Annotated in this window: 19 protein-coding genes; 10 read left to right on the forward strand and 9 right to left on the reverse strand. The window is 59.5% G+C overall.

The genetic code is table 11. The features are described 5' to 3' along the window. Nucleotides 1–76: 76 nt before the first annotated feature. Nucleotides 77–1,492, reverse strand: a complete 1,416-nt coding sequence (locus ACQZ63_RS04205) for a helix-turn-helix domain-containing protein (RefSeq protein WP_448799090.1) — start codon at nucleotides 1,490–1,492, stop codon at nucleotides 77–79. A 254-nt stretch (nucleotides 1,493–1,746) separates the two neighbouring features. On the opposite strand from ACQZ63_RS04205, the gene aceA reads away from it, so the two are divergent. Further along, nucleotides 1,747–3,036 carry an isocitrate lyase gene (aceA, locus tag ACQZ63_RS04210; RefSeq protein WP_111782803.1) on the forward strand — a complete coding sequence of 430 codons (1,290 nt, stop codon included), beginning with the start codon at nucleotides 1,747–1,749 and terminating at the stop codon, nucleotides 3,034–3,036. Nucleotides 3,037–3,119: 83 nt separating this feature from the next. Then, nucleotides 3,120–3,377, forward strand: a complete 258-nt coding sequence (locus tag ACQZ63_RS04215) for an SMc00767 family acetate metabolism repressor (protein WP_003515151.1) — start codon at nucleotides 3,120–3,122, stop codon at nucleotides 3,375–3,377. 6 nt (nucleotides 3,378–3,383) lie between these two features. On the opposite strand, the gene ACQZ63_RS04220 is transcribed toward ACQZ63_RS04215, so the two are convergent. Continuing rightward, entirely contained in the window at nucleotides 3,384–4,256 is an 873-nt protein-coding gene (locus ACQZ63_RS04220; protein ID WP_003515150.1) for a LysR family transcriptional regulator, read from the reverse strand. A gap of 83 nt (nucleotides 4,257–4,339) precedes the next feature. Between ACQZ63_RS04220 and ACQZ63_RS04225 the strand changes: the two genes are divergently transcribed. Beyond that, nucleotides 4,340–4,687, forward strand: a complete 348-nt coding sequence (locus tag ACQZ63_RS04225; RefSeq protein ID WP_003515148.1) for a hypothetical protein — start codon at nucleotides 4,340–4,342, stop codon at nucleotides 4,685–4,687. Between the two features lie 109 nt (nucleotides 4,688–4,796). Here the strand turns inward: ACQZ63_RS04225 and ACQZ63_RS04230 are convergent, their stop codons facing one another. Beyond that, the gene (locus ACQZ63_RS04230; protein WP_111800669.1) at nucleotides 4,797–5,978 is read right to left on the reverse strand and encodes a BaiN/RdsA family NAD(P)/FAD-dependent oxidoreductase; all 1,182 of its coding nucleotides are present in this window, start codon (nucleotides 5,976–5,978) and stop codon (nucleotides 4,797–4,799) included. A 129-nt stretch (nucleotides 5,979–6,107) separates the two neighbouring features. Between ACQZ63_RS04230 and ACQZ63_RS04235 the strand changes: the two genes are divergently transcribed. The 7 genes from ACQZ63_RS04235 (at nucleotide 6,108) to ACQZ63_RS04265 (ending at nucleotide 15,043) form a co-directional block, all read left to right on the forward strand. After that, nucleotides 6,108–7,544, forward strand: coding sequence for a glutamine synthetase family protein (locus ACQZ63_RS04235; RefSeq protein ID WP_013635499.1), 1,437 nt, complete (start codon nucleotides 6,108–6,110; stop codon nucleotides 7,542–7,544). Between the two features lie 10 nt (nucleotides 7,545–7,554). Then, on the forward strand, nucleotides 7,555–8,841 hold the full coding sequence (locus tag ACQZ63_RS04240) for an NAD(P)/FAD-dependent oxidoreductase (RefSeq protein ID WP_003515145.1): 1,287 nt from the start codon (nucleotides 7,555–7,557) through the stop codon (nucleotides 8,839–8,841). A gap of 26 nt (nucleotides 8,842–8,867) precedes the next feature. Continuing rightward, entirely contained in the window at nucleotides 8,868–9,218 is a 351-nt protein-coding gene (locus ACQZ63_RS04245; RefSeq protein WP_113555495.1) for a hypothetical protein, read from the forward strand. 137 nt (nucleotides 9,219–9,355) lie between these two features. Beyond that, nucleotides 9,356–10,831 carry a glucose-6-phosphate dehydrogenase gene (gene zwf / locus ACQZ63_RS04250; RefSeq protein ID WP_038489859.1) on the forward strand — a complete coding sequence of 492 codons (1,476 nt, stop codon included), beginning with the start codon at nucleotides 9,356–9,358 and terminating at the stop codon, nucleotides 10,829–10,831. Between the two features lie 10 nt (nucleotides 10,832–10,841). After that, nucleotides 10,842–11,540, forward strand: a complete 699-nt coding sequence (pgl, locus tag ACQZ63_RS04255) for a 6-phosphogluconolactonase (protein WP_019564290.1) — start codon at nucleotides 10,842–10,844, stop codon at nucleotides 11,538–11,540. Nucleotides 11,541–11,663: 123 nt separating this feature from the next. Further along, nucleotides 11,664–13,484, forward strand: a complete 1,821-nt coding sequence (edd, locus tag ACQZ63_RS04260; RefSeq protein WP_003515140.1) for a phosphogluconate dehydratase — start codon at nucleotides 11,664–11,666, stop codon at nucleotides 13,482–13,484. 194 nt (nucleotides 13,485–13,678) lie between these two features. After that, nucleotides 13,679–15,043 (forward strand): bifunctional metallophosphatase/5'-nucleotidase, encoded by a 1,365-nt coding sequence (locus ACQZ63_RS04265; RefSeq protein ID WP_113555496.1) that lies wholly within the window; start codon nucleotides 13,679–13,681, stop codon nucleotides 15,041–15,043. Nucleotides 15,044–15,064: 21 nt separating this feature from the next. Here the strand turns inward: ACQZ63_RS04265 and ACQZ63_RS04270 are convergent, their stop codons facing one another. From ACQZ63_RS04270 to ACQZ63_RS04295, 6 genes are all read right to left on the reverse strand, one after another. After that, nucleotides 15,065–15,421, reverse strand: a complete 357-nt coding sequence (locus ACQZ63_RS04270) for a hypothetical protein (RefSeq protein WP_034501827.1) — start codon at nucleotides 15,419–15,421, stop codon at nucleotides 15,065–15,067. A 253-nt stretch (nucleotides 15,422–15,674) separates the two neighbouring features. After that, complete coding sequence (locus ACQZ63_RS04275; protein ID WP_113555497.1) at nucleotides 15,675–16,763, reverse strand: sn-glycerol-3-phosphate ABC transporter ATP-binding protein UgpC; 1,089 nt, start codon at nucleotides 16,761–16,763, stop codon at nucleotides 15,675–15,677. 21 nt (nucleotides 16,764–16,784) lie between these two features. Continuing rightward, a complete protein-coding gene (gene bglA / locus ACQZ63_RS04280; protein ID WP_113555498.1) occupies nucleotides 16,785–18,440 on the reverse strand; it encodes a beta-galactosidase BglA in 1,656 nt (551 codons plus the stop codon). A 36-nt stretch (nucleotides 18,441–18,476) separates the two neighbouring features. Continuing rightward, complete coding sequence (locus tag ACQZ63_RS04285; protein WP_065703830.1) at nucleotides 18,477–19,637, reverse strand: carbohydrate ABC transporter permease; 1,161 nt, start codon at nucleotides 19,635–19,637, stop codon at nucleotides 18,477–18,479. A gap of 1 nt (nucleotide 19,638) precedes the next feature. Continuing rightward, complete coding sequence (locus ACQZ63_RS04290) at nucleotides 19,639–20,652, reverse strand: carbohydrate ABC transporter permease (protein ID WP_003515131.1); 1,014 nt, start codon at nucleotides 20,650–20,652, stop codon at nucleotides 19,639–19,641. 106 nt (nucleotides 20,653–20,758) lie between these two features. Beyond that, nucleotides 20,759–22,120, reverse strand: a complete 1,362-nt coding sequence (locus tag ACQZ63_RS04295; RefSeq protein ID WP_080799378.1) for an ABC transporter substrate-binding protein — start codon at nucleotides 22,118–22,120, stop codon at nucleotides 20,759–20,761. Nucleotides 22,121–22,299: the final 179 nt, after the last annotated feature.

The raw sequence follows: 22,299 nt of genomic DNA on the forward strand, positions 1-22,299 counted from the left end.
GGGAGCAAGCGGGAAATGTGCAGCACAGCATTTTCAACCGAATGTGTTCCACCGGAAAAAAAGTGATGCGAAACCTCTACTGGAAGTCGAAAACACTAAGACCGGTCACCATTTCGTCCAGGCCGAGCGGCCTCGTCAGCGGGGCCTCCGCCCGCGACAGACAGCCCTGCCTTTCACACAGCCGGCACGAGGGACCAATGGCAATGGTCGGCCCACCTGCGCCGGCAGCTCCATAAACCGTCTCCCCGGCCTGGGCGAGATCGCAGCCCAGAAGCACGGCCGTTCGCCGCACCCTTTCGCCGAAACCGGCCTGCGGGCCTTCAAGCGTGCGCGACACAGTCAGGAAGGCGTCACCGTCAGGCATCTCCACCGGCTCCACCAGCACCTGCCCCGGCTGGGCAAAAGCTGCGTGGATATTAAGACGCGGACAGAGGCCGCCAAACCGTGCCCTCGGGAAACCACCGGCGCCCGCAAGACGGAAACGGTTGCCGGCATTGTCAGTCTCCATCAAAAAGAACGGGATTGCCGCAGCCGTCGGCCTTTGTAGGCTGACGAGCCTGTTGGCGGCCTGCTCGAACGACACATTGAAGCGTGATCGCAGGACATCGAGATCGTATTTCGCGCGCTGGGCGGCACTCAAAAACGCACCATAGGGCATCATCAGGGCATGGGCGGCATAACGCGCCAGCTCGAAGCGGGCGATGCGCCGTGCCTCCTCCCCCTTCAGGCCAAGCGTCTCCAGCTCAGCGCCAATCTCCTCTCGAAGCGCCAGAAGACAGGTTTCCATCGCCATTTCCCTGAGCTGATCCGGCTGCGACAGGCGCTCGGACAAAAACAGCCGCATGGAATGGCGGTCATAACGCCGCCGCAGATTGGGCATGGCATGGACCGGCAGAGTTCTGACCACGATACCGTGGTTTTTCTGAAGCCATGCGCGAAGGCCCGCGGCGAGATCTTCGCCCGCCGACAATTGCTTGTGGAGTTCTTCTGCCGCCGCATCGATGGAATGGACATAGGCCGGCCGGTTTTCAAAGACGTGCCGCACCTCGTCTATCGGCAGGCGGGTGGAGGAAAGCGCCGTCTCATGTCCTTCGCGCGCCAGAAGATCCGAGAGGTCGGAAAGGCGCTGCGCCTGTTCCCGATACGCCCTGTACAGCTTGACGACGCCACTTGCCGCATTGGGCGCGGCATCTGCCACCTCGATCAGCTCCTGCGGCGACGGCACCTCGCCCACCAAGAGCGGATCGGCGAAGACCTCTCGCAATTGCCCGGCGGAACCGGCACTCTCGCCTTGCAGGTCGTCCAGACCCACCTTGTAGACTGAAGCGAGCTTCAAGAGCAGCTGCACGGTCAGCGGCCGCTGATTGCGCTCGATGAGATTGAGGTAGGAAGGCGAGATTGCCAGCGCCTCGGCCATGGCCGTTTGCGTCAGGGCCAGACCATTGCGAATACGACGTACGCGCGGGCCAGCAAAAATCTTGTTTTCCGACACAGCCTCAACCTCACATCGAAAGACTCATACAAGTCTGTTACAAAATCGCCGGGCATGAGGCTTTTACAAAATTTACAATTTTACAGCTCCACCCTGTCATTCACACTACAGCATAACCTCTTTCAAGTCACTGTTTTTATGTTTCTTCTGGCGCTCAAACTCATGAAAATGTAAATGTAGTCACATCGAAATGCGCTTCACACAGTTGAAGACAGCACGTTTCTGAAACTGCATTTGTAATGGGAGAGAGAAGTATGACGGATTTTTACAAACTTGTTCCGGGCGCACCGCGGGGACGCTTCGACGGCATTGAGCGCACTTATACCGCCGCCGACGTGGAGCGGTTGCGCGGCTCCGTTGAAATCCGCCATTCGCTGGCCGAGATGGGTGCCAACCGGCTGTGGAAGCTGATCAACGAAGAGAATTTCATCAATGCGCTCGGCGCGCTTTCCGGCAACCAGGCCATGCAGATGGTTCGCGCCGGGCTGAAGGCGATCTATCTTTCCGGCTGGCAGGTTGCGGCAGATGCCAACACGGCCTCCGCCATGTATCCGGACCAATCGCTCTACCCCGCCAATGCGGCGCCAGAGCTTGCAAAGCGCATCAACCGCACCTTGCAACGGGCAGACCAGATCGAGACGGCAGAGGGCAAGGGCCTTTCGGTCGACACGTGGTTCGCGCCGATCGTTGCCGATGCGGAAGCAGGTTTCGGGGGACCGCTCAACGCCTTCGAGATCATGAAGGCATTCATCGAGGCCGGTGCAGCCGGTGTTCACTATGAAGACCAGCTGGCATCTGAAAAGAAGTGTGGCCATCTCGGCGGCAAAGTTCTGATCCCCACGGCCGCGCATATTCGCAACCTGACGGCGGCACGACTTGCAGCCGACGTCATGGGCGTGCCGACGCTGGTCATCGCCCGCACCGATGCGGAGGCAGCCAAGCTTTTGACCTCTGACATTGACGAGCGCGACCAGCCCTTCGTCGACTACGATGCCGGCCGCACCGTAGAGGGCTTCTATCAGGTGAAGAACGGTCTTGAACCCTGCATCGCCCGTGCGGTGGCCTATGCGCCCTATTGCGATCTGATCTGGTGCGAGACCTCCAAGCCAGATCTCGAGCAGGCGCGCAGGTTTGCCGAGGGCGTGCACAAGGTGCACCCCGGCAAGAAGCTGGCTTACAATTGCTCGCCGTCGTTCAACTGGAAAAAGCACCTCGACGACGCGACGATTGCCAAGTTCCAGCGCGAACTCGGGGCGATGGGCTACAAGTTCCAGTTCATCACGCTGGCCGGCTTCCACCAGCTGAATTACGGCATGTTCGAACTGGCGCGCGGCTACAAGGAGCGGCAGATGGCGGCCTATTCCGAGCTTCAGGAAGCGGAATTCGCGGCCGAGGTTAACGGCTACACCGCCACCAAACACCAGCGCGAAGTCGGCACCGGCTACTTCGACGCCGTGTCGCTGGCAATCTCGGGCGGCACGTCTTCGACCACCGCCATGAAGGAATCCACCGAGCACGACCAGTTCCGCCCGGCGGCGGAATAAACTGGAAAACTGCCCTTCCCTTGAACGGGAAGGGCTTGCAAATCGCATCAAGAACCCCAACCAATAAAGAGAGGAGAAATGCCATGAATGCCCATAACCCCATCAAGACCCACGTCAAGGAACGCGCCGAGGAGCAGTCCTCCGCCATGACGCAGGATCAACAGGTCGCCATCCGCATGCTGGCCAACGATCTGCACCGCCTCAACCAGGCCGTCATGAAGGCAGTTGAGGCCGGTGTTTCCGTTGAACTCGTCCGCTCAGCCCGCCATCACGGCGGGGGCGGCAACTGGGGCGATCTCCTGATCCCGGTCATCGTCGCGCAGGGAAGTGCTGCGGCGTGACACCGCTCATGCCGGACGGCTTTTTCGTCCGGCGTACAAATCGGAATGTCGCTTGATGAGACGCGTCATCCGGTCCGCCACCGTCCGTATATCGCGGCGGTGGCGATCGTCATTGTTCATGACGATCCACTGATTGTGACGAAGCGCTTCGATTTCGTCACCCTCACGCATCAGCCCCGCATCGGCATCGCCCACGAAACACGGCAGCACGGCAACCCCTGCCCCGGCCAGCGTGAGATCGAGCAGTGCCGTTGGCCTGTTGACGGTCACCACGATATTGTCCCGCCGGTTTTCATGCGGCCAGCGCAGGTAGGCGGAAATGGCGTTTTCTTCCGCCACCGCCAACCACCGGTCTGAAACGGAGCTGGCGGCGTTGCGCAACCTGTAGGGCGCATAGGCCACCTCCCCCGTCTTGATGGCAGCGAGGTTGCGTTCCTCGGGCTCGAAAGCGCGAATGCCGATGTCGTTTTCACGGTGCGCCAAAGACGCCCTTTGTTCGGCGATGAAAAGATCGATGCGGAAATCGTCGCGATCCGTGCAGATGGCGGAGAAATTTACTGCAAGCAGCCAGGCATTCCAGGTGCCGACGGCAATGCGCACGACGGAAGAGGCCGACGACGCCTTTTGCCATCCCTCGATATCCTTTGCCGCGTTTTCCATCGCCTGAAGGCGGTCAAACAGCGCGCGGCCATCCGGTGTCAGCGCGTATCCCGTCTGGCTGCGCTGGAACAGCGCCTTGCCGATACGTTCCTCCAGTTCGACCATGCGTCGCCCGATAGTCGCAGGGCTCAAACCCGTCAGCGCCGCAGCACCCGTCAGGCCGCCGCTGCGTGACACATCGAGGAAAAGTTGGTATGAATCCCAAGTGACGTTTTTCATTTATGAAAAACGTAGCGCATTTTCTTGCGCAGATAAATCAAAAAACGGCGTGCATCATGGCCCTCCGCAACATGGAGAGTGACATGCACGTATTTTATTCAGCATTGGCCATCATCGAAAACCAGACTCCGCGCACGCGGCGGGAAGCCATCCGGCAGGAAGAGAAATTCTATGCCGATATGGCCGAGGCATCCTGGCCGTGGCGGCTGTTTATCGCGGTTGCTGCAAGGGCGAAAGCGAAGAGCCTGACCTTAATAAAAAAGGGCGATCAGGGCAGCCACGGCACCGGCTGCGATTGCAGTCAGGCGAAAGGCCAACTGCCTGCTCTCGCTTTCGGCGCGGGCGATGGCAATGGCGCGAGGGCGGCGATGTGCGGATCTGTTCATGCGCGGGCTCCTGACGAAAAACTCAACCGACCCATGCCCTGTTAAGAGCCTCCAGCATGACATCATGTACAGCGGAACCACAACGAGATTCGGCTTTGCTGGCATTCTGTCAGGATGACCCGTGCCCATTAACAAGGTGTTAATACGAGCGGTTTCAGGCGAATTCACCTGCTGCCTGACCGGAGGCCCAGGCCCACTGGAAATTATAACCGCCCAGCCAGCCGGTCACGTCAACACATTCGCCGATGAAATAGAGGCCCGCCACGGTTTTCGCTGCCATGCTGCGGGAATCGAGGCCGGTCGTATCCACGCCGCCAAGAGTGACTTCCGCCGTGCGATATCCCTCGGAACCGGCTGGCTTGATCTGCCAGTCCTGCACCTCATTTGCCAAGGTCGCCAGAGCCTTGTCTGACATATCGGCAAGGTTGCCGGTCAGCCCCGATTTTTCCACGACATGCTGCGCGAGCCGTTTCGGCAGGATTTCCGCAAGAGCGGTCTGGGCCGACTGGCGGCCGTTCTTCTGTTTCGCTTCCTTTAGCAAGGCGACGATATCGCGCGCAGGCTCCAGTTTCAGGCGGATCGTATCGCCCTCCCGCCAATAGGAGGAGATTTGCAGGATTGAGGGGCCGCTCAGGCCCCGATGGGTAAACAGCAGTGCTTCGTTGAAAGCCGTTTTGCCATGGGAAATTTCGGCTGGCACGGCAACACCGGCAAGGGGGCTCAGCTTTTCCAGTGCCGCAGGATCAAGCGTCAGCGGCACGAGGCCGGGGCGCGTCTCGATGAGCGACAGGCCAAATTGCTCGGCGATCTGGTAGGCAAAACCGGTCGCACCCATTTTCGGGATCGACTTGCCGCCCGTTGCGACCACAAGGCTTTCCGCCTCGATGACGCCGCCGGAGGTCGTCACGCGAAACCGGCCGCCATCATGGGCGACATCAGAAACGGCGGTTTCGAGCCTCAATTTCACCTTTGCAGCCTGCATTTCGCCAAGCAGCATGCGGATGATGTCCTTGGCGCTATCGTCGCAGAAGAGCTGCCCAAGCGTCTTTTCATGCCAGGCGATACGATGTTTTTCGACCAGAGCGATGAAATCGCGCGGCGTGTAACGGGCAAGTGCGGATTTGGCGAAATGCGGGTTGGCGGAGAGATAATTCTTCGGCCCGGCGTGGATGTTGGTGAAATTACAGCGGCCGCCGCCGGAGATGCGGATTTTCTCGCCCGGCGCCTTGGCATGGTCGAGGATAATAACGGAGCGGCCGCGCTGGCCGGCACGGATGGCGCACATCATGCCGGCAGCCCCCGCCCCCAAAATCAGCACGTCACATTTGTCTGCCATAGTTGTTTTCCGTTTGCTTCTCCCTTTCCTCTTTTCGAAGTGTCGCCGGTTGTCAATGGCGCTTTCCCCCTCGCCAATTGCCAAACTCCGGTTATGATGGCGCCAGTCGAAACACAGACCCGGTGATACATGCCCCCGAAGAAAACCATGCTCCGCCCGAAGAAACAGGCAACCATGGCAAAGAAACCTCCCCTCGACCTTTCCTCTACCCGTGGCGTTTCCTCCTGGCGCGAAGCTTCGCAATGGTTGAGGGCGCGCGGTATCGAGGATATTGAATGCATAACACCCGATCTTGCCGGGGTTGCGCGTGGCAAGATGATGCCGACGGCGAAATTTACGGGCGACACCTCGCTTGCCCTGCCCTCCGCCCTCTATCGCCACACGATCTCGGGCGAATATCCGGATGAGACGGCAAACTTCCGCTATGAGCCGCGCGACAGCGACCTGAAGCTTGTGCCTGATCTTTCCACGCTGTCCGTGGTGCCATGGGAAAGCGACCCGACCGCGCAGGTGATCTGCGATGTCGTGGATGCCGAGGGTAATTTCGTTCCCTATACGCCGCGCAACGTGCTGAAAAACGTGCTTTCGCTTTACACGGAAAAAGGCTGGAAGCCGGTCGTCGCGCCGGAAATCGAGTTCTACCTCGTCGCCATGAATGACGACCCTGACTATCCGCTGCATCCGCCCAAGGGCCGCTCCGGACGCTCCATCGTCGGTGGGCAGAGCTATTCCATCGCCGGCATCAACGAGTTCGACGAACTGATCGACGATATCTATCACTTCTCCGAAAAACAGGGCCTCGAGATCGATACCCTGATCCACGAGGAAGGCCCGGCCCAGCTGGAAATCAACCTGCGCCATGGCGATCCGATCGAACTTGCCGACCAGGTGTTCCTGTTCAAGCGCACGATCCGTGAGGCAGCATTGAAGCATGGCATCTACGCCACCTTCATGGCCAAGCCCATGCAGGGTCAGCCGGGTTCGGCCATGCATATCCATCAGTCGGTGGTGGAGATCGACAGCGGCCGCAATATCTTCTCCAACAAGGACGGCGGCCCGTCCAAGGAGTTCTTCGCCTTCGTCGGCGGCATGCAGCGTTATGTTCCGAACGCGCTGGTGATGCTTGCTCCTTACGTGAATTCCTATCGACGCCTGACGCCTGACATGGCTTGCCCGGTCAACAATGCCTGGGGTTACGACAATCGCACGACGGCTTTCCGCGTGCCGATTTCCAGCCCGCAGGCAAGGCGTGTCGAAAACCGCCTGCCGAGTTCGGATGCCAATCCCTATCTCGCGCTTGCCGCCTCGCTTGCCTGCGGCTGGCTCGGCATCGTCAACAATATCGAGCCGACCGAACCGACCGCTGATACGGCCAATGAAGGCTCCATCGACCTGCCGCGCGGGCTGCTGGAAGCCGTGGCGCTGCTGGAAGGCGAAGAACAGTTCGAGCGGGTGTTCGGCCATGAATTCGTCGGCCTTTATGCGGGCCTGAAGCGCGGGGAATTCGAGACATTCATGCAGGTCATCAGCCCATGGGAGCGGGAATTCCTGCTTCTCAACGTGTGAGGTCTGAAGCATGACGTGGCAAAGCCCGATAGCGCCGGGGATTTCCTGGTATCAGGCAAGCGCCCAGGAGCGGCCGCAATATCCGGCGCTCGACGGGTCGAAAGCAGTGGACGTCGCGGTCGTCGGCGGCGGCTATACCGGGCTTCAGGCCGCCTTTAATCTTGCCGCCAACGGTGTCTCCGTCGCCTTGATCGAGGCGCATCGTTTCGGCGACGGCGCATCAGGCCGCAACGGCGGGCAATTCGGCACCGGGCAGCGCTCGTTTCCCGACGAGATGGAAGACGAGATCGGCTTCGAGCAGTCCAAGGTACTGTTCGATATCGCCGAGGATGCCAAGCACTACGTCCTCAACTTCGCCCGCGATCACGGCATCGACATGGAGTATCTGCCGGGGCAGCTCTATGTTGCGCACAAGGCTGCTTACGAAGACGATTACCGCAAAAGCGTCGATGCGATGAACAATCGCTACGGCTATCCGCATATTTCCTACATGGAGCGGGCGGACGCACGCAGACGTGTCGGCTCCAGCCATTATTTCGGCGGCACACGCGATACCGGCACCGGCCATATCCATCCGCTGAAGCTACTGGTCGGGCTTGCGAAAGCCGCAAAAGAGGCGGGCGCCGGCATCCATGAAATGACGCCCGCCAAATCCATACGCCAGGCGGGCGGCAAGACCATCATCGAAACGCCCTCCGGCACGCTGACCGCAACGCGGGTGCTGATTGCGACCAATGCCTATATCGGCAATCTGGAACCGGTGACGGCGGCCCATATCATGCCCATCCGCTCCTTCATCGGCGCGACCGCACCGCTTGACGCTTATCCCGACATTATTCCCGGCAAGGAAGCCGTGGCCGATTCCCGTTTCGTGGTGCGCTATTTCCGCAAGACGGTCGACAACCGGCTGCTGTTCGGCGGGCGCGAGGCCTATACGGCCGATACGCCGCGCGACATTTCCAGCCATATTCGCCGGCAGATCGCGGAAATCTATCCCGAACTCGGAAATGTCGAGATCACCCATTCCTGGGGCGGCTCCGTCGGCATCACCCTGCCAAGGCGGGTGTTCGTGCGGGAAGTCATGCCAGGGGTCACTTCCATCGGCGGTTATTCCGGACACGGGGTGATGCTGTCGAACTATTGCGGCAAGCTCTATGCCGATCTCGTTCTCGGCAGACAGGATATGCTGGCGCCATTCGCGCGGTTGAAGGTTCCGTCGTTCCCCGGCGGTGCATCGCTGCGGGCACCGCTGCTTTTCCTGGCGCTCTCATGGTACGCGTTGCGAGACAGGTTTTAGGAAATCCGCCCACCTCTGGAGATCTGATGGAAAGACCTAGCGACAGGCTTGTTACGATTGCGACCGGTTACGGGATGGCGGAAACCGCCGTGACGTGTTCGTTTCTGCGCGCCTATGGCATCCACACCACCGTGCCCTCGGCCCATATCGTTTCCGTGAACTGGCATTTGACGGTCGCTTTCGGAGGCATGGAAATCCGGGTGCCGGAGTGGCAGCGGCATGAGGCAAGACTGCTGCTGGACAGTATAGATGCCTCGTACAAGGTCGATGAGCCATCACCGCGATCATGGATGGGGAAAATCGCAGCAATCGTCGTTTTTTTCTTTTTTTCCGTTCCGCCGCCGGCCAAAGGCTTGTTCAAGAACCCTGCTTTCTAGCCGGCATCACTCAATGACAATGGGTACGGGTTTTCGACCCGTGAAACCAAAATTCATAATTTCACATAACTGAGACTGGCATTTTTAAATCGATTAGATTATGGATGCCCCAACCCTTGAAGATCGAGAGTATCGATATGAGCAGTCAGATCATTCCTGTTGAAGCTTTTGATTGTGTCGTTTTCGGCGGCACAGGCGATTTGGCAGAGCGCAAGCTTTTGCCGGCCCTTTATCACCGTCAGGTCGAAGGCCAGTTCACGGAGCCGACCCGTATCATCGGCGCGTCGCGTTCGGTCATGAGCCATGAGGAATATCGCAAATTCGCGCAGGACGCGCTGAAGGAGCATCTGAAGGCGGGCGAATATGATGATGCGCAGGTTGCGCTGTTCCTCAACCGGCTTTTCTACGTTCCCGTCGACGCAAAATCCGGCAACGGATGGGACGTGTTGAAGAAGCTGCTCGATGAGGGCAAGGAGCGCATACGCGCCTTCTATCTCGCTGTTGCGCCCGGCATTTTCGGCGATATCGCCGACAAGATCCGCGAACACAAGCTTATCACCCGCTCGACCCGCATCGTCGTTGAAAAGCCGATCGGCCGCGACCTTGCCTCGGCGCAGGAACTCAACGACACCATCGGCCATGTCTTCAAGGAAGAACAGATCTTCCGCATCGACCACTATCTCGGCAAGGAGACGGTGCAGAACCTGATGGCACTGCGTTTTGCCAACGCGCTTTACGAGCCGCTTTGGAATTCCGCCCATATCGACCACGTGCAGATCACGGTCGCAGAAGCTGTCGGCCTTGAGGGTCGCGCCGGATATTACGATACGGCCGGTGCGTTGCGCGACATGGTGCAGAACCACATTCTGCAATTGCTTTGCCTCGTTGCCATGGAGCCGCCCGCTTCCATGAACGCGGAAGCTGTGCGTGACGAAAAGCTCAAGGTCCTGCGCTCGCTGAAGCCGATCAACACCACCAATGTCGAAAAGCTGACGGTTCGCGGCCAGTACCGCGCCGGCGCTTCCGCAGGCGGCCCGGTGAAAGGTTATCTGGAGGAACTGGAGGGCGGCGTTTCCAACACGGAAACCTTCGTCGCCATCAAGGCCGAAATCGCCAACTGGCGCTGGGCCGGCGTTCCTTTCTACATTCGCACGGGAAAACGCCTTGCGACCCGCGTTTCGGAAATCGTCGTCACGTTCAAGCAGATCCCGCATTCGATCTTCGACGATGCGGCCGGCAAGATCGAAGCCAACAAGCTGGTCATTCGCCTCCAACCGGACGAAGGCGTCAAGCAGTCGCTGCTCATCAAGGATCCCGGTCCGGGCGGCATGCGTCTGCGTCAGGTTTCGCTGGACATGAGCTTTGCCGAAGCCTTCAATGTGCGCAGCCCCGATGCCTATGAGCGGCTTTTGATGGATACCATCCGCTCCAACCAGACACTCTTCATGCGCCGCGACGAAGTGGAAGCGGCATGGGACTGGGTCGATCCGATCCTCAAGAGCTGGGAAGAGCTGGGACAGGGCGTACAGGGTTATACTGCCGGAACCTGGGGTCCGAGCGGCTCGATCGCACTGATCGAGCGCGACGGCCGCACCTGGCACGACGCTGACTGAGGGCGCGGGTATGAGCGAAACAATCCATGTCTTCGACACAGCCGCTGAACTGGCGAAAACCCTGGCGGCGGATGTCGCCGCGCGTCTCGACGCGGCAACGAAAGAATACGGAACGGCAAGCATCGCCGTTTCGGGCGGTTCAACGCCCAAGCTGTTCTTCCAGGCGCTTTCCCATCATGATCTCGACTGGAGCAACATCAGCGTGACGCTGGTGGACGAACGGTTCGTGCCGCCGGAGAGCGAGCGCTCGAACCACCGGCTGGTCAGCGAGAACCTGTTGCAGGACAAGGCGAAGGCGGCCTATTTCGTGCCGCTGTTCCAGCCCGCGGCCTCGCCTGAGGATGCAGCGACGCTTGCGACCGTCAAGACCGAAGCGATCTGCGATCCTTTCGATGTCGTCGTGCTGGGCATGGGAACGGATGGGCATACGGCATCGTTCTTTCCCGGTGGCGACAATCTCTACGAAGCGCTCGACCTTGACGAACCGCGCGGCGTTTTGACCATGGCGGCGGAAACCGCGGGGGAAGAACGGTTGACGTTCAACTTCTCCAGCCTTCACGATGCAGGTTTTCTGGTGCTCCACATCGAAGGTGCAGCAAAAAAGGCGACGCTTGAAAAAGCACAGTCGGGCGAGGATGAGGACGAAATGCCGATCCGCGCCGTGCTGAACCGGGCAGAAACCGCCCTGGATATTTACTGGGCGCCATAACTGGATGCGGTTGCCGCGCAAGCGGCCCCGCGACAGCGCCCGACGACACAAGACGAAAACACGATAACCGGTCCTTCATCTCCCGGAACGCCGGTTCTCGACCAACGAACAGGATGAACGCTCATGTCCGCCGATTCCCGCATTCAGGCCATTACCGCCCGCATCGTCGAACGCTCCAAGCCTTACCGCGAGACCTATCTAGAGCGGCTGCGGCTGCAGGTTTCGAAGGGCGTTCATCGCTCCACTCTCTCCTGCGGTAACCTCGCGCATGGATTTGCTGTCTGTTCCCCCGCCGACAAGGACCTCCTTGCCGGCGACCGGGTTGGTAATCTCGGCATCATCACCGCCTATAACGACATGCTGTCGGCGCACCAGCCCTACGAGACCTTTCCGGCAATCATCCGCGAGGCCGCAGCGCAAGCCGGCGGCGTGGCGCAGGTCGCGGGTGCCGTGCCTGCCATGTGCGACGGCGTAACCCAGGGCCAGCCGGGCATGGAGCTCTCGCTATTCTCCCGTGATGCCATCGCCATGGCTGCCGGCATCGGCCTGTCGCATAACATGTTCGACGCCGCCGTCTATCTCGGTGTCTGCGACAAGATCGTTCCCGGCCTCGTCATCGCAGCGCTTTCCTTCGGTCACCTGCCCTCCATCTTCATCCCCGCCGGGCCTATGACCACCGGCCTGCCGAACGACGAGAAATCCCGTATTCGCCAGCTTTATGCAGAGGGCAAGGTTGGGCGCGCCGAGCTGCTGGAGGCGGAGTCCAAATCCTATCATGGTCCCGGCACCTGCACTTTCTACGGCACGGCAAATTCCAACCAGATGCTGATGGAGATCATGGGTTTCCACATGCCCGGCTCTTCCTTCATCAATCCCGGCACGCCGCTGCGCGACGCGCTGACACGCGAGGCCGCCAAGCGGGCGCTCGCCATCACCGCGCAGGGCAACGAGTTCACGCCTGCGGGCGAAATGATCGATGAGCGCTCGATCGTCAACGGCGTCGTCGGCCTGCACGCGACGGGCGGCTCGACCAACCACACCATGCACCTGATCGCCATGGCGCGCGCAGCCGGCATCATCCTCACCTGGCAGGATATTTCCGACCTGTCGGATACCGTGCCGCTGCTCGCCCGCGTTTATCCCAACGGTCTTGCGGATGTGAACCATTTCCACGCCGCAGGCGGCATGGGCTTCCTCATCAAGCAGCTTTTGAAACAGGGCTTCGTGCATGACGATGTCCGCACCGTCTTCGGACAGGGGCTCGAAGCCTACACCGTGGATGCAAAGCTTGACGAAAACGGCGCAGTGACCCGCGAGCCTTCTCCCGAGCAGAGCCACGACCCGAAGGTTCTCGCCAGCATTGAAACGCCGTTCCAGCCGACCGGCGGTCTGAAAATGCTGACCGGCAATCTCGGCAAATCGGTCATCAAGATCTCCGCCGTCAAGCCCGAACGCCATATCATCGAGGCGCCCGCGATCGTCTTCAACGACCAGCAGGAGCTTCAGGATGCCTTCAAGGACGGCAAGCTCAACCGCGATTTCATCGCTGTCGTCCGCTTCCAGGGCCCGAAGGCCAACGGCATGCCGGAACTGCACCGCCTGACACCGCCACTTGGCGTACTGCAGGATCGCGGCTTCAAGGTGGCGCTGGTGACGGACGGACGCATGTCCGGCGCTTCCGGCAAGGTGCCGGCCGCCATCCATGTCACGCCGGAAGCTTCCGAATGCGGCCCGATCTCGCTCATCCGCGATGGCGACATCATCCGTCTCGACGCCATTTCCGGAACGCTTGAAGTGCTTGTTCCAGCCGCAGAGCTAGCAAAGCGCGAACCGGCGCGCGCCGACCTTTCCGCCAACGAATGGGGCATGGGCCGCGAACTTTTCGCCCCGTTCCGCCGTAATGTCGGCCCTGCCGACCAGGGCGCCAGCGTTCTGTTCCATTGATCGTCCGGAGGCGAAGGCCGGATTCGGCCTCGCCTCCGCACCCTCTTGGCATGACCCGCATAACCCGCGCTGAAAACCGCTTTATTTCCCGTCTCTTAAACGCCAAACTTGTCATGCGGCTGTGATGATCGCCCTATAGGGGCTTCTCAGCCAGCCGCGGGACGATGACGCATTTCAAGATGATGGGGCCAGACATGACGATTTTCTCAAGCAAACGCCGTGACGTGCTGAAGCTTATGGCTGGCACCGCCATACTGCCGCTGATGGCGGTGGCAACGCCGGCGGAGGCGCAGGATGTGGCCCTGCGTGCAATCGTGATTGCCGACCTGCATTCGGCCTATGAGCGCATCGGGCAGCTCCTAGCGGCCATAGAAATGCGCATCGCGGCTGACAAGGCACCCCACATTATTCTTCTGAACGGCGACCTGTTCGAAACCGGCAATGCGGTGGCGACACGGTCGTCCGGCGAAATCGAGTGGACGTTCCTCTCGGCGCTCGCCAGGCTCGCGCCCACCGTCATCAATATCGGCAACCATGAACCGGATATCGATAACGACCTCGCCAATTTCGTCCGTCGTGCCCGCGCGCTCGGCATCACCGTGCTGTCCAACATCATCGACAAGCGCAGCGGCGCACCCTATGCACCGGCCAGTGTGGAGGTAAGTGTGGGCGGACGGCCGGTCGTCGTTGCGGGCCTTGCCACCAACGCGATCAATACCTATCCGAAGGCGACGCGTGAGATGCTGGATGTTCCGCAGCCTGTGGAATGGGCCAAGGCGAATCTGCCTGCAATCGTCAAGCCGGAGGCGATCAACATCGTTCTCAGCCACGCCGGTGTCGTTGCCGACCGCGATATCCTGCCGTTGCTGACCGATGGCACCCTGCTGGTCGGCGGCCACGATCACCTGAACTTCGTGCATGAACAGGGTGCGACGCGCTATGTCCACACGGGCTCGTGGTGCACATCCATGGCCATTGGGACGATCGAAGCTTCTGGCAAGGCGCCGACGATCGAGACCGTCGCCATTGACAGCGACGCCCCCTCCTCCCCGGCGCTCAAAGGCCTGATCGAACAGACACTCGACAAACATCTGACGGCAGAAGAGAAGGCGGTTGTCGGCAAAACGGAAAAGGCGATGACAGTTGACGAGGCCGGACGCCGTGTGGCGCAACTGATCGCCGCAAAAACCGGCGCGGATGTCGGCTTCATAGGCCACACCTCCTTCGGCGCTGGTTTGCCAAAGGGTGATATCCGCCGCTACGATTTCAACGCCTCGCTGCGTTTCGACGGCAAGCTGATGGTGACGGAAGTGGATGGCGAAACGCTTGCGCAAATCCTCAAGCGCTGCAATCAGGACGGCGACATTCCGCTTGCTGACCGCACCGGCGATTATCTTTACGCCATGCCGGAAAAACCGGTCACAAGAGAGCGATACAAACTGGTCTGCAACGACTGGTCCGCCACCAACCAGAAATCCTATTTCGGCCGCAGCGATCTTGCCTTTGCGGAAGTGCCGGATGTGAAGCTGAAGCAGACGGTTCTGGGTGGGCTTTCCTGAAGCCGGAGATTCTCCAGCCCCTCAGAAAGACCGGATATCGAGCTTCCGGTCCTTATGCGCCGGATGCGTGCTGAACACGAAAATGCGGTCGAGTTCCTTTTGCGTCAACATGCGCAGAAAACGAACGTGGATGGTGTTGTTGGCGTTGACGCGCAACATAACGCAGCCGATCTTGGTGATGCGGGCGTCGGGAATATCCAGATAGAACTGGTTCGGAAGATTGTATTTCGTCAGCAGTGCCAGCACTGCCTCGGTCTGGGAAATGCGAATGACGTCGCAACGGCGAGCGGCCATATGCATGACGGCCTTCTCGGTATATTCGATGCGCGCCGCATTCATGGTGTCTTCCATGCGAAACCGGCCTTCGCGGTCGTACATGAAGGATTCTTCCTTGGTCAGGTAACTGTTCTTGATAACACCCGCACTGTTCTGCACGCCCTGACCTCCATGCTCTTTCTACGTCTCCGAGATTAAAACGTAGTCTTTAACAATTCATATCAGCGTCACCTTAAACAGACCGAAGACGGAACATTTTTGGCATTTTTCCACAGCGGCAAAATATCATGAAAAAACCCCGGAACGGGACGTTCCGGGGCATGTTTCCTGAAGCTCGCGGCCATTGTTTCCGCAACTATCTGCGGTAGTTCTTGCCCTCGGCATCAAAGAGGTGGAGCTTTGCCTGCGGTGCCGCAAAACGCAGGGTCTGACCCTTGGCGACGGATACGATGCCCGGCACCTTGACGATGATCGGCTCCTGCCCCTTGGGCGCTTCGAGATAAAGCAGGGTCACTTCACCGAGAGCCTCGACAATCGCGACTTTTCCCTCGAAAAGATAATCGTCGCCGGTGACGATGCTCAAATCCTCCGGCCGGACACCGAAGCTCGCGGCCTTGCCCTGCTCGGTTGCAGGCGTGGGAACGACGATCTTCAGCGTCTTGCCTCCGGCAAGTTCGATCGAAGTCCGCTCTCCGGTTACGGCAATTTTTGCCGCAATGATGTTCATGGCGGGCGAGCCGATGAACCGCGCCACGAAGAGGTTGGCGGGGTTTTCATAAAGTTCCAGCGGCGGGCCGACCTGTTCCACACGACCCGCATTCAAAACGACGATACGGTCGGCCAGCGTCATCGCCTCCACCTGATCGTGGGTGACGTAGATCATCGTCGTGTCTGCCATCTGCTCATTGAGCTTGGCGATCTCGATGCGGGTTGCCACGCGCAGCGCGGCATCGAGGTTCGACAGGGGTTCGTCGAACAGGAACACCTTGGGATTGCGGCAAATGGCACGGCCGATGGCGACGCGCTGGCGCTGGCCGCCAGAAAGAGCCTTGGGCAAACGCTCCAGATATTGCGTCAGCTGCAGGATTTCGGCAGCGGCGCGGACGCGGCGGTCGATCTCCTCCTTATTTTCCTTGGCGATCTTCATGCCGAAGGCCATGTTGTCGTAAACAGTCATATGCGGATAAAGCGCATAGGACTGGAACACCATGGCAATGCCGCGACGCGAGGGCGGGATTTCATTGACCAGCTGGCCGTCGATAAACATCTCACCGCCGGTGATTTCCTCCAGACCCGCAATCATGCGCAGCAACGTCGATTTCCCGCAGCCGGACGGCCCGACGAAAACGATGAATTCGCCCTGTTCGATCTCCAGATCGATGCCGTGCAGGACTTTTACCTGCCCGTATGATTTGCGGATATCCTTGAGAACGAGACTTGTCATGGGTTGTTCCTCCCTGCTCTATCAGGCGTAACGGGCGAAGAAAGCGCCCCATGCCGGAAGTTCTACGCTTCTGCCGTCCACACCGTTTGCAAAGCCGTGGCCTTCGAGAACCTCCCAGTTCCCTTCCGGCAGCGTCGCCTTTGCCGGTGTCGCGGACAGATTGAAGAGGCACAGAACGGTTTCGTTGCCGAGCGTGCGGGTGTAGCTCAGCACGTCGCCCTCCACTGGCTGGAATTCGATGCCGCCCTTGGCAAAAGCGGGATGCTTTTTGCGGAAGGAAAGGAAGCGGCGGTAATGCTCCAGCACGGATGCCTCATTGCCCTGCTGGGCGCTGACGGCACGCTGCTTGTGTTCGGCCGGAATGGGCAGCCAGGTCTTGTCCGAGGTCGAGAAGCCGGCCTGCGCATGTCCCGCATCCCACACCATCGGTGTGCGGCAACCGTCGCGGCCCTTAAATTCCGGCCAGAACTGGATGCCGTAGGGGTCCTGCAAATCCTCAAAAGCAATATCGGCTTCAGTAAGGCCCAGCTCTTCACCCTCATAGATGCAGACGGAGCCGCGCTGCGTCATCAACAACGCCGAGAGCACCTTGGCGAAAGCGTCCTTATCCTCGACATGCTCGCCCCAGCGGCTGACATGGCGAACGACATCGTGGTTGGAGAAAGCCCAGCAGGCCCAGCCTTCCGGCGCCGCCCTGGCAAAATCCGCCTGCACATCGGCAACACGCTGTGGCGTGAGCGCATCCGGCGCCAGGAATTCGAAGGCGTAGCACATCTGCATCTTGTCGTCGCCGGAGGTGTATTCACCGACGATTTCGAGTCCGCGCTGGCTGTCGCCGACTTCTCCGACGGCGGCGATATCCGGAAACTCGTCCAGCACGGCGCGGAAGCGTTTCAGGAAAGCGATGTTTTCGGGGCGGTTCTTGTCGTAGAGATGTTCCTGGAAATTGTAGGGATTGACCGCAGGTGCCGTGGAGGCGTTGCGGCGCTCCGGCGCCAGCGCCGGGTTGTCGCGCAATTCCAGATCATGGAAATAGAAGTTGATGGTATCGAGGCGGAAACCATCGACGCCGCGCTTCAGCCAGAAGCGGGTGATATTGAGCAGTTCTTCCTGAACTTCCGGATTATGCAGGTTCAGATCCGGCTGCGAGGTCAGGAAGTTGTGCATGTAATATTGCATGCGGGTGGGGTCCCACTGCCAGCCGGAGCCGCCGAAGATCGACAGCCAGTTGTTGGGCGGCGTGCCATCCGGCTTGCTGTCCGACCAGACATACCAGTCCGATTTCGGATTGTTGCGGCTGGCGCGGCTTTCCACGAACCACGGATGCTGGTCAGACGTGTGCGACATGACGAGGTCGATCATGACGCGGATGCCCAGACGGTGCGCTTCCGCGATCAACCCGTCGAAATCGGCAAGCGTGCCGAACATCGGATCGACATCGACATAATTCGAGACGTCATAACCGAAATCCTTCATTGGCGAGGTGAAGAAGGGCGAAATCCAGATTGCGTCGGCACCGAGACCGGCAATATGCGCCAACCGGTCGGTGATGCCCTTGAGATCGCCGATGCCGTCGCCATTGGAGTCCTGATAGGAGCGCGGGTAGATCTGATAGATCACGGCGCCGCGCCACCAATCCTTGTTGGGCGTCAAAGCGGAAATCACCGGAGCGGTCATAGTCTCATCCTGTCTGGTATGGGCGTTCATGGATAATCAGCCTCCCTTGACGGAGCCTGAGAGCAGGCCACGCACGAGATAACGTTGAAGGGCAAAGAAAACGCCGAGCGGCACGACAATGGTAACGAAGGCCGAGGCGGTGAGGATTTCCCAGTTGCCGCCGCGCGAACCGAGCAGCGCGTTTAGCGCACCGGTCAGCACCAGCTCATCCTTCTGCGTGCCGAGAAAGACCATGGCGACAAGCAGGTCGTTCCAGGTCCACAGGAACTGGAAGATGGCGAAGGAGGCGAGCGCCGGGAAGGACAGCGGCAGGATGATCTTGACGAAGATTTCGAAATCGCTCGCGCCGTCGACACGCGCACTTTCGATGATCTCTTTCGGCAGGCCGGAAATGTAGTTGCGCAACAGGTAGATGGCGAGCGGCAGACCGAAGGCGGTGTGCGCCAGCCAGATGCCGGCATAGGTCTTGGACGGTACGCCGAAGATATTGCCGATTTCGTTGTAGAGTTTCAGGAGCGGTATCAGCGACATCTGCAACGGTACGACGATCAGGCCAACCACCATCGCAATCAGAAAATTGCGGCCGGAAAAGCTCATCCATGACAGCGCATAGGCGGCAAAGGCGGCGATGAGGATAGGGATGACGGTTGCCGGAACGGCGACTGTCAGCGAGTTGACGAAGGACTGGCCGATGCCTTCCGAGGTCAGGACGGTTCGATAATTGTCGAGTGTGAAGACCGGCGGTGTCGCGACGGAAATATAGACGCGCTTGCCGCGAGAGCCCTCGAAGCTTGAGGCCTTGCTGTATTCATAGGTGCCATCGGTGTTGACGAGCAGCGTTTCCCCGTCGCCGATATCTGCCGCTTCACCGGCTTTGAAGGCCGTCGGCTCCTGCACGCGAACGCCGAAGGCTGCAACCTTGCCCCCCTGTCCGGTTTCAAAAACATTACCTGATATGACGTAGCGGTTCCCGTCCTGCTTCTGCACGGCAGCGTCGGCAAGGCGAACCGCCGCGGTCTGCTCGGAACTGGAAAAGGCCGTCCACCAGCCCGACACGGTGATCTGGTCCTTGTCGCGCAGGGAACTTACGAGAATACCGAGTGTGGGCAGAAGCCAGAGAAGCACGACGACCAGCACGCTGGCATGGACGATGAGGCGCGGCAGGCCGACGCGGCGCAGACGTTTTACGATATCCATCTCAGCGGCCCTCCATCTCACGGTTCGCCTGGCGGATGTTCCAGACCATGATCGGGGTGACGGCCGCCATGATGACGAGCGCTATGACCGCACTTCGGCCACTGTCACCACCGCCGCGGAACATCCAGTCGAACATGAGGTTGGCGAGAACCATGGTGTTCCACTGACCGTTGGTCATGGTCAGCACGATGTCGAAAACCTTGAGAACGAGAATGGTGATCGTCGTCCAGACGACGGCGATAGTGCCCCAGATTTGCGGGACCATGATCTTCCAGAAGATCTGCCAGCCATTGGCGCCATCGATGACGGCCGCTTCGATTGTCTCTTCCGGAATGCCGCGCAGCGCTGCCGACAGGATGACCATGGCAAAGCCGGTCTGAATCCAGATGAGGATGACCATCAGGAAAAAGTTGTTCCAGAAGGGCATGGAAATCCACACCTCCGGGCTGCCGCCGAAAAACTCGACGACGGCGTTGAGGAGGCCGATCTGCACCTGACCTTCAGCGCGATACTCGTAAATGAATTTCCAGATGACGGAGGCACCGACGAAGGAGATCGCCATCGGCATGAAGACGATGGATTTGGCGATGTTGCCCCACCAGATGCGGTCGGTCATGACGGCAATAACGAGGCCGAAGAAGGTGCAGGCGGCCGGCACCACGGCCAGCCAGAGGATGTTGTTGAAGATCGATTGCCTGAAGCCGGCATCGAAAAATGCCCAGCGATAATTGGCAAGACCTACGAATTCGGCGCCGGTCCGGTCATAGAACGAGAGGATGAGCGTCGCGATGACGGGATAGACCAAATAGACGAGAAGAAGGAGAAGAGCGGGGCCGATGAACAGCCAGGGCCTGACCGACGCGCGGCGGTTGAGGTTGCGGGATGCCTGCAACACGTCTCCCGAGCGGACGGGAAAGATTACCTGCAACAGTTTGTCGGATAGCCAATAATAGGCAGCGCAGGCAAAAACGCCGGCCACCATGACGCCGATGGCAGAAACGAGTTGTTGAGCCATGTTCCCTCCCTTGATCCTCTCCGCGCCGCGCTGATTTTATGCGGTCGACGGCCGTTCCGTTGGCAAAGGCCCGGCGGCATCACCGCCGGGCCAAGCTCTGTTGAGGTTACTTCAGGCCGTCCCAGGCCTTCTGGATATCGGCAGCGACCTGATCGGCCGACTTGCCGCCGACGAAATCGATCATGCCGGTCCAGAATGCACCCGCGCCGATCTTGCCCGGCATCAGGTCGGAACCGTCAAAGCCGAAGGTGGTCGCGGAGGTGAGGATTTCACCCTGACGCTTCATCTGCTCATTGGCATAGGTATCGACATTCACACCCTTATACGGCGTCAGGAAGCTGGACTGTGCCATCCAGACTTCATGGGCGATCGGGGTTTTCAGGAAATCGACGAAAGCCTTGGCGGCGGGCGCTTCCTTGGTGATGGTGACGAGCGTGCCGGCGCCCAGAACCGGCTTGCCGAGTTCAGGCTTTGCGGCATAGGTCGGCATATAGAAGAAATCCACATCCGTTCCGACCTTGGTACCATCAGGGAAGAAGGACGGCACGAAGGACGCTTGATGATGGAGGTAGCACTTCGGCGGAATGTCGAAGAGACCCTTCGGGCTGTCGCGGAAGTCGGTGGAGGCCACAGCCGCAACGCCGCCGCTGACATATTTTTCGTTCTTGGCGAATTTGCCGAATTCATTGATTGCCGCAACTACGGCCGGATCGGTGAACTTCACCTCGTTCGTCGTCCATTTCTGATAGACGTCGAGCGGCTGCGTGCGCAGCATCAGGTCTTCCACCCAGTCCGTTGCCGGCCAGCCGGTCGCACCGCCGGAACCGAGGCCGATGCACCAGGGTGTGCCGCCATCGGCAACGATCTGGTCCGTCAGCTTGAACAGGTCTTCCATGCTCTCGGGCACTTTATAGCCCGCTTCCTCGAAGTTCTCAGGTACGTACCAGACGAGCGACTTCACGTCGGCCTTGAAGGGAAATGCAAAGTAAGCCTTGTTGCCGTCCTTGCCCCTGTAGCTGCCGAGATCAACCCAGGACTGGCCAGCGCCGTAATTGTCCTTGACCCAGCTTGCGGTCTCATCGCCGAGCGGAACCAGAAAACCCTTGGCGGCGAGATCGGCCAGAAGACCGGGCTGCGGTAGGATGGCGATGTTGGGCGGAGAACCCGCCTGCGTATCGATGACGATCTGCTGCTCGTAGTTTTCCGAGGAGGAATAGCGGACGTTCACGCCGGTCGCGTCGGAGAAATAGGCCAGCACCGTCTGGAACAGCGCCTCGTCCTCACCGCGCCAGGGCCCGAAAATCGTCAGCGTCTGACCTTTCAGGTCGGCATGGGCCGCCTTGAAGTCTTCGTAGCTTTTCCAGTTGAACTTGGCATCCTGACCGGGCGCGAATTTCAGATCGGCGGCAAAGGCCGAACCCGACAGCAGCACTATAGAAGCCGCCGTCGCCAAAAAGGTCTTCTGCATGTGATTTACCTCCCATCACATAAAAGGCTCAAAGCATCTCCCATAAATCAAAGCGCTTTGGCTGCCTATTCATCTCATTGTCATTGAGAAGGAGTCAAGAGGCTCTTTCGCTGGACATGCCGCATTGTCGTATGAATAGTCATACTTACTTAGAAAGGCGGCTATCGTTTTCGATTGAG

The organism is Agrobacterium sp. CG160-95 (assembly GCF_053521725.1).

What these genes read in the sequence shown, in the direction of transcription:
- aceA (WP_111782803.1), top strand. Translation starts at nt 1,747, where the DNA reads ATGACGGATTTTTACAAACTTGTTCCGGGCGCACCGCGGGGACGCTTC.
- ACQZ63_RS04215 (WP_003515151.1), top strand. Translation starts at nt 3,120, where the DNA reads ATGAATGCCCATAACCCCATCAAGACCCACGTCAAGGAACGCGCCGAG.
- ACQZ63_RS04220 (WP_003515150.1), bottom strand. Translation starts at nt 4,256, where the DNA reads ATGAAAAACGTCACTTGGGATTCATACCAACTTTTCCTCGATGTGTCA.
- ACQZ63_RS04225 (WP_003515148.1), top strand. Translation starts at nt 4,340, where the DNA reads ATGCACGTATTTTATTCAGCATTGGCCATCATCGAAAACCAGACTCCG.
- ACQZ63_RS04230 (WP_111800669.1), bottom strand. Translation starts at nt 5,978, where the DNA reads ATGGCAGACAAATGTGACGTGCTGATTTTGGGGGCGGGGGCTGCCGGC.
- ACQZ63_RS04235 (WP_013635499.1), top strand. Translation starts at nt 6,108, where the DNA reads ATGCCCCCGAAGAAAACCATGCTCCGCCCGAAGAAACAGGCAACCATG.
- ACQZ63_RS04240 (WP_003515145.1), top strand. Translation starts at nt 7,555, where the DNA reads ATGACGTGGCAAAGCCCGATAGCGCCGGGGATTTCCTGGTATCAGGCA.
- ACQZ63_RS04245 (WP_113555495.1), top strand. Translation starts at nt 8,868, where the DNA reads ATGGAAAGACCTAGCGACAGGCTTGTTACGATTGCGACCGGTTACGGG.
- zwf (WP_038489859.1), top strand. Translation starts at nt 9,356, where the DNA reads ATGAGCAGTCAGATCATTCCTGTTGAAGCTTTTGATTGTGTCGTTTTC.
- pgl (WP_019564290.1), top strand. Translation starts at nt 10,842, where the DNA reads ATGAGCGAAACAATCCATGTCTTCGACACAGCCGCTGAACTGGCGAAA.
- edd (WP_003515140.1), top strand. Translation starts at nt 11,664, where the DNA reads ATGTCCGCCGATTCCCGCATTCAGGCCATTACCGCCCGCATCGTCGAA.
- ACQZ63_RS04265 (WP_113555496.1), top strand. Translation starts at nt 13,679, where the DNA reads ATGACGATTTTCTCAAGCAAACGCCGTGACGTGCTGAAGCTTATGGCT.
- ACQZ63_RS04270 (WP_034501827.1), bottom strand. Translation starts at nt 15,421, where the DNA reads ATGTACGACCGCGAAGGCCGGTTTCGCATGGAAGACACCATGAATGCG.
- ACQZ63_RS04275 (WP_113555497.1), bottom strand. Translation starts at nt 16,763, where the DNA reads ATGACAAGTCTCGTTCTCAAGGATATCCGCAAATCATACGGGCAGGTA.
- bglA (WP_113555498.1), bottom strand. Translation starts at nt 18,440, where the DNA reads ATGACCGCTCCGGTGATTTCCGCTTTGACGCCCAACAAGGATTGGTGG.
- ACQZ63_RS04285 (WP_065703830.1), bottom strand. Translation starts at nt 19,637, where the DNA reads ATGGATATCGTAAAACGTCTGCGCCGCGTCGGCCTGCCGCGCCTCATC.
- ACQZ63_RS04290 (WP_003515131.1), bottom strand. Translation starts at nt 20,652, where the DNA reads ATGGCTCAACAACTCGTTTCTGCCATCGGCGTCATGGTGGCCGGCGTT.
- ACQZ63_RS04295 (WP_080799378.1), bottom strand. Translation starts at nt 22,120, where the DNA reads ATGCAGAAGACCTTTTTGGCGACGGCGGCTTCTATAGTGCTGCTGTCG.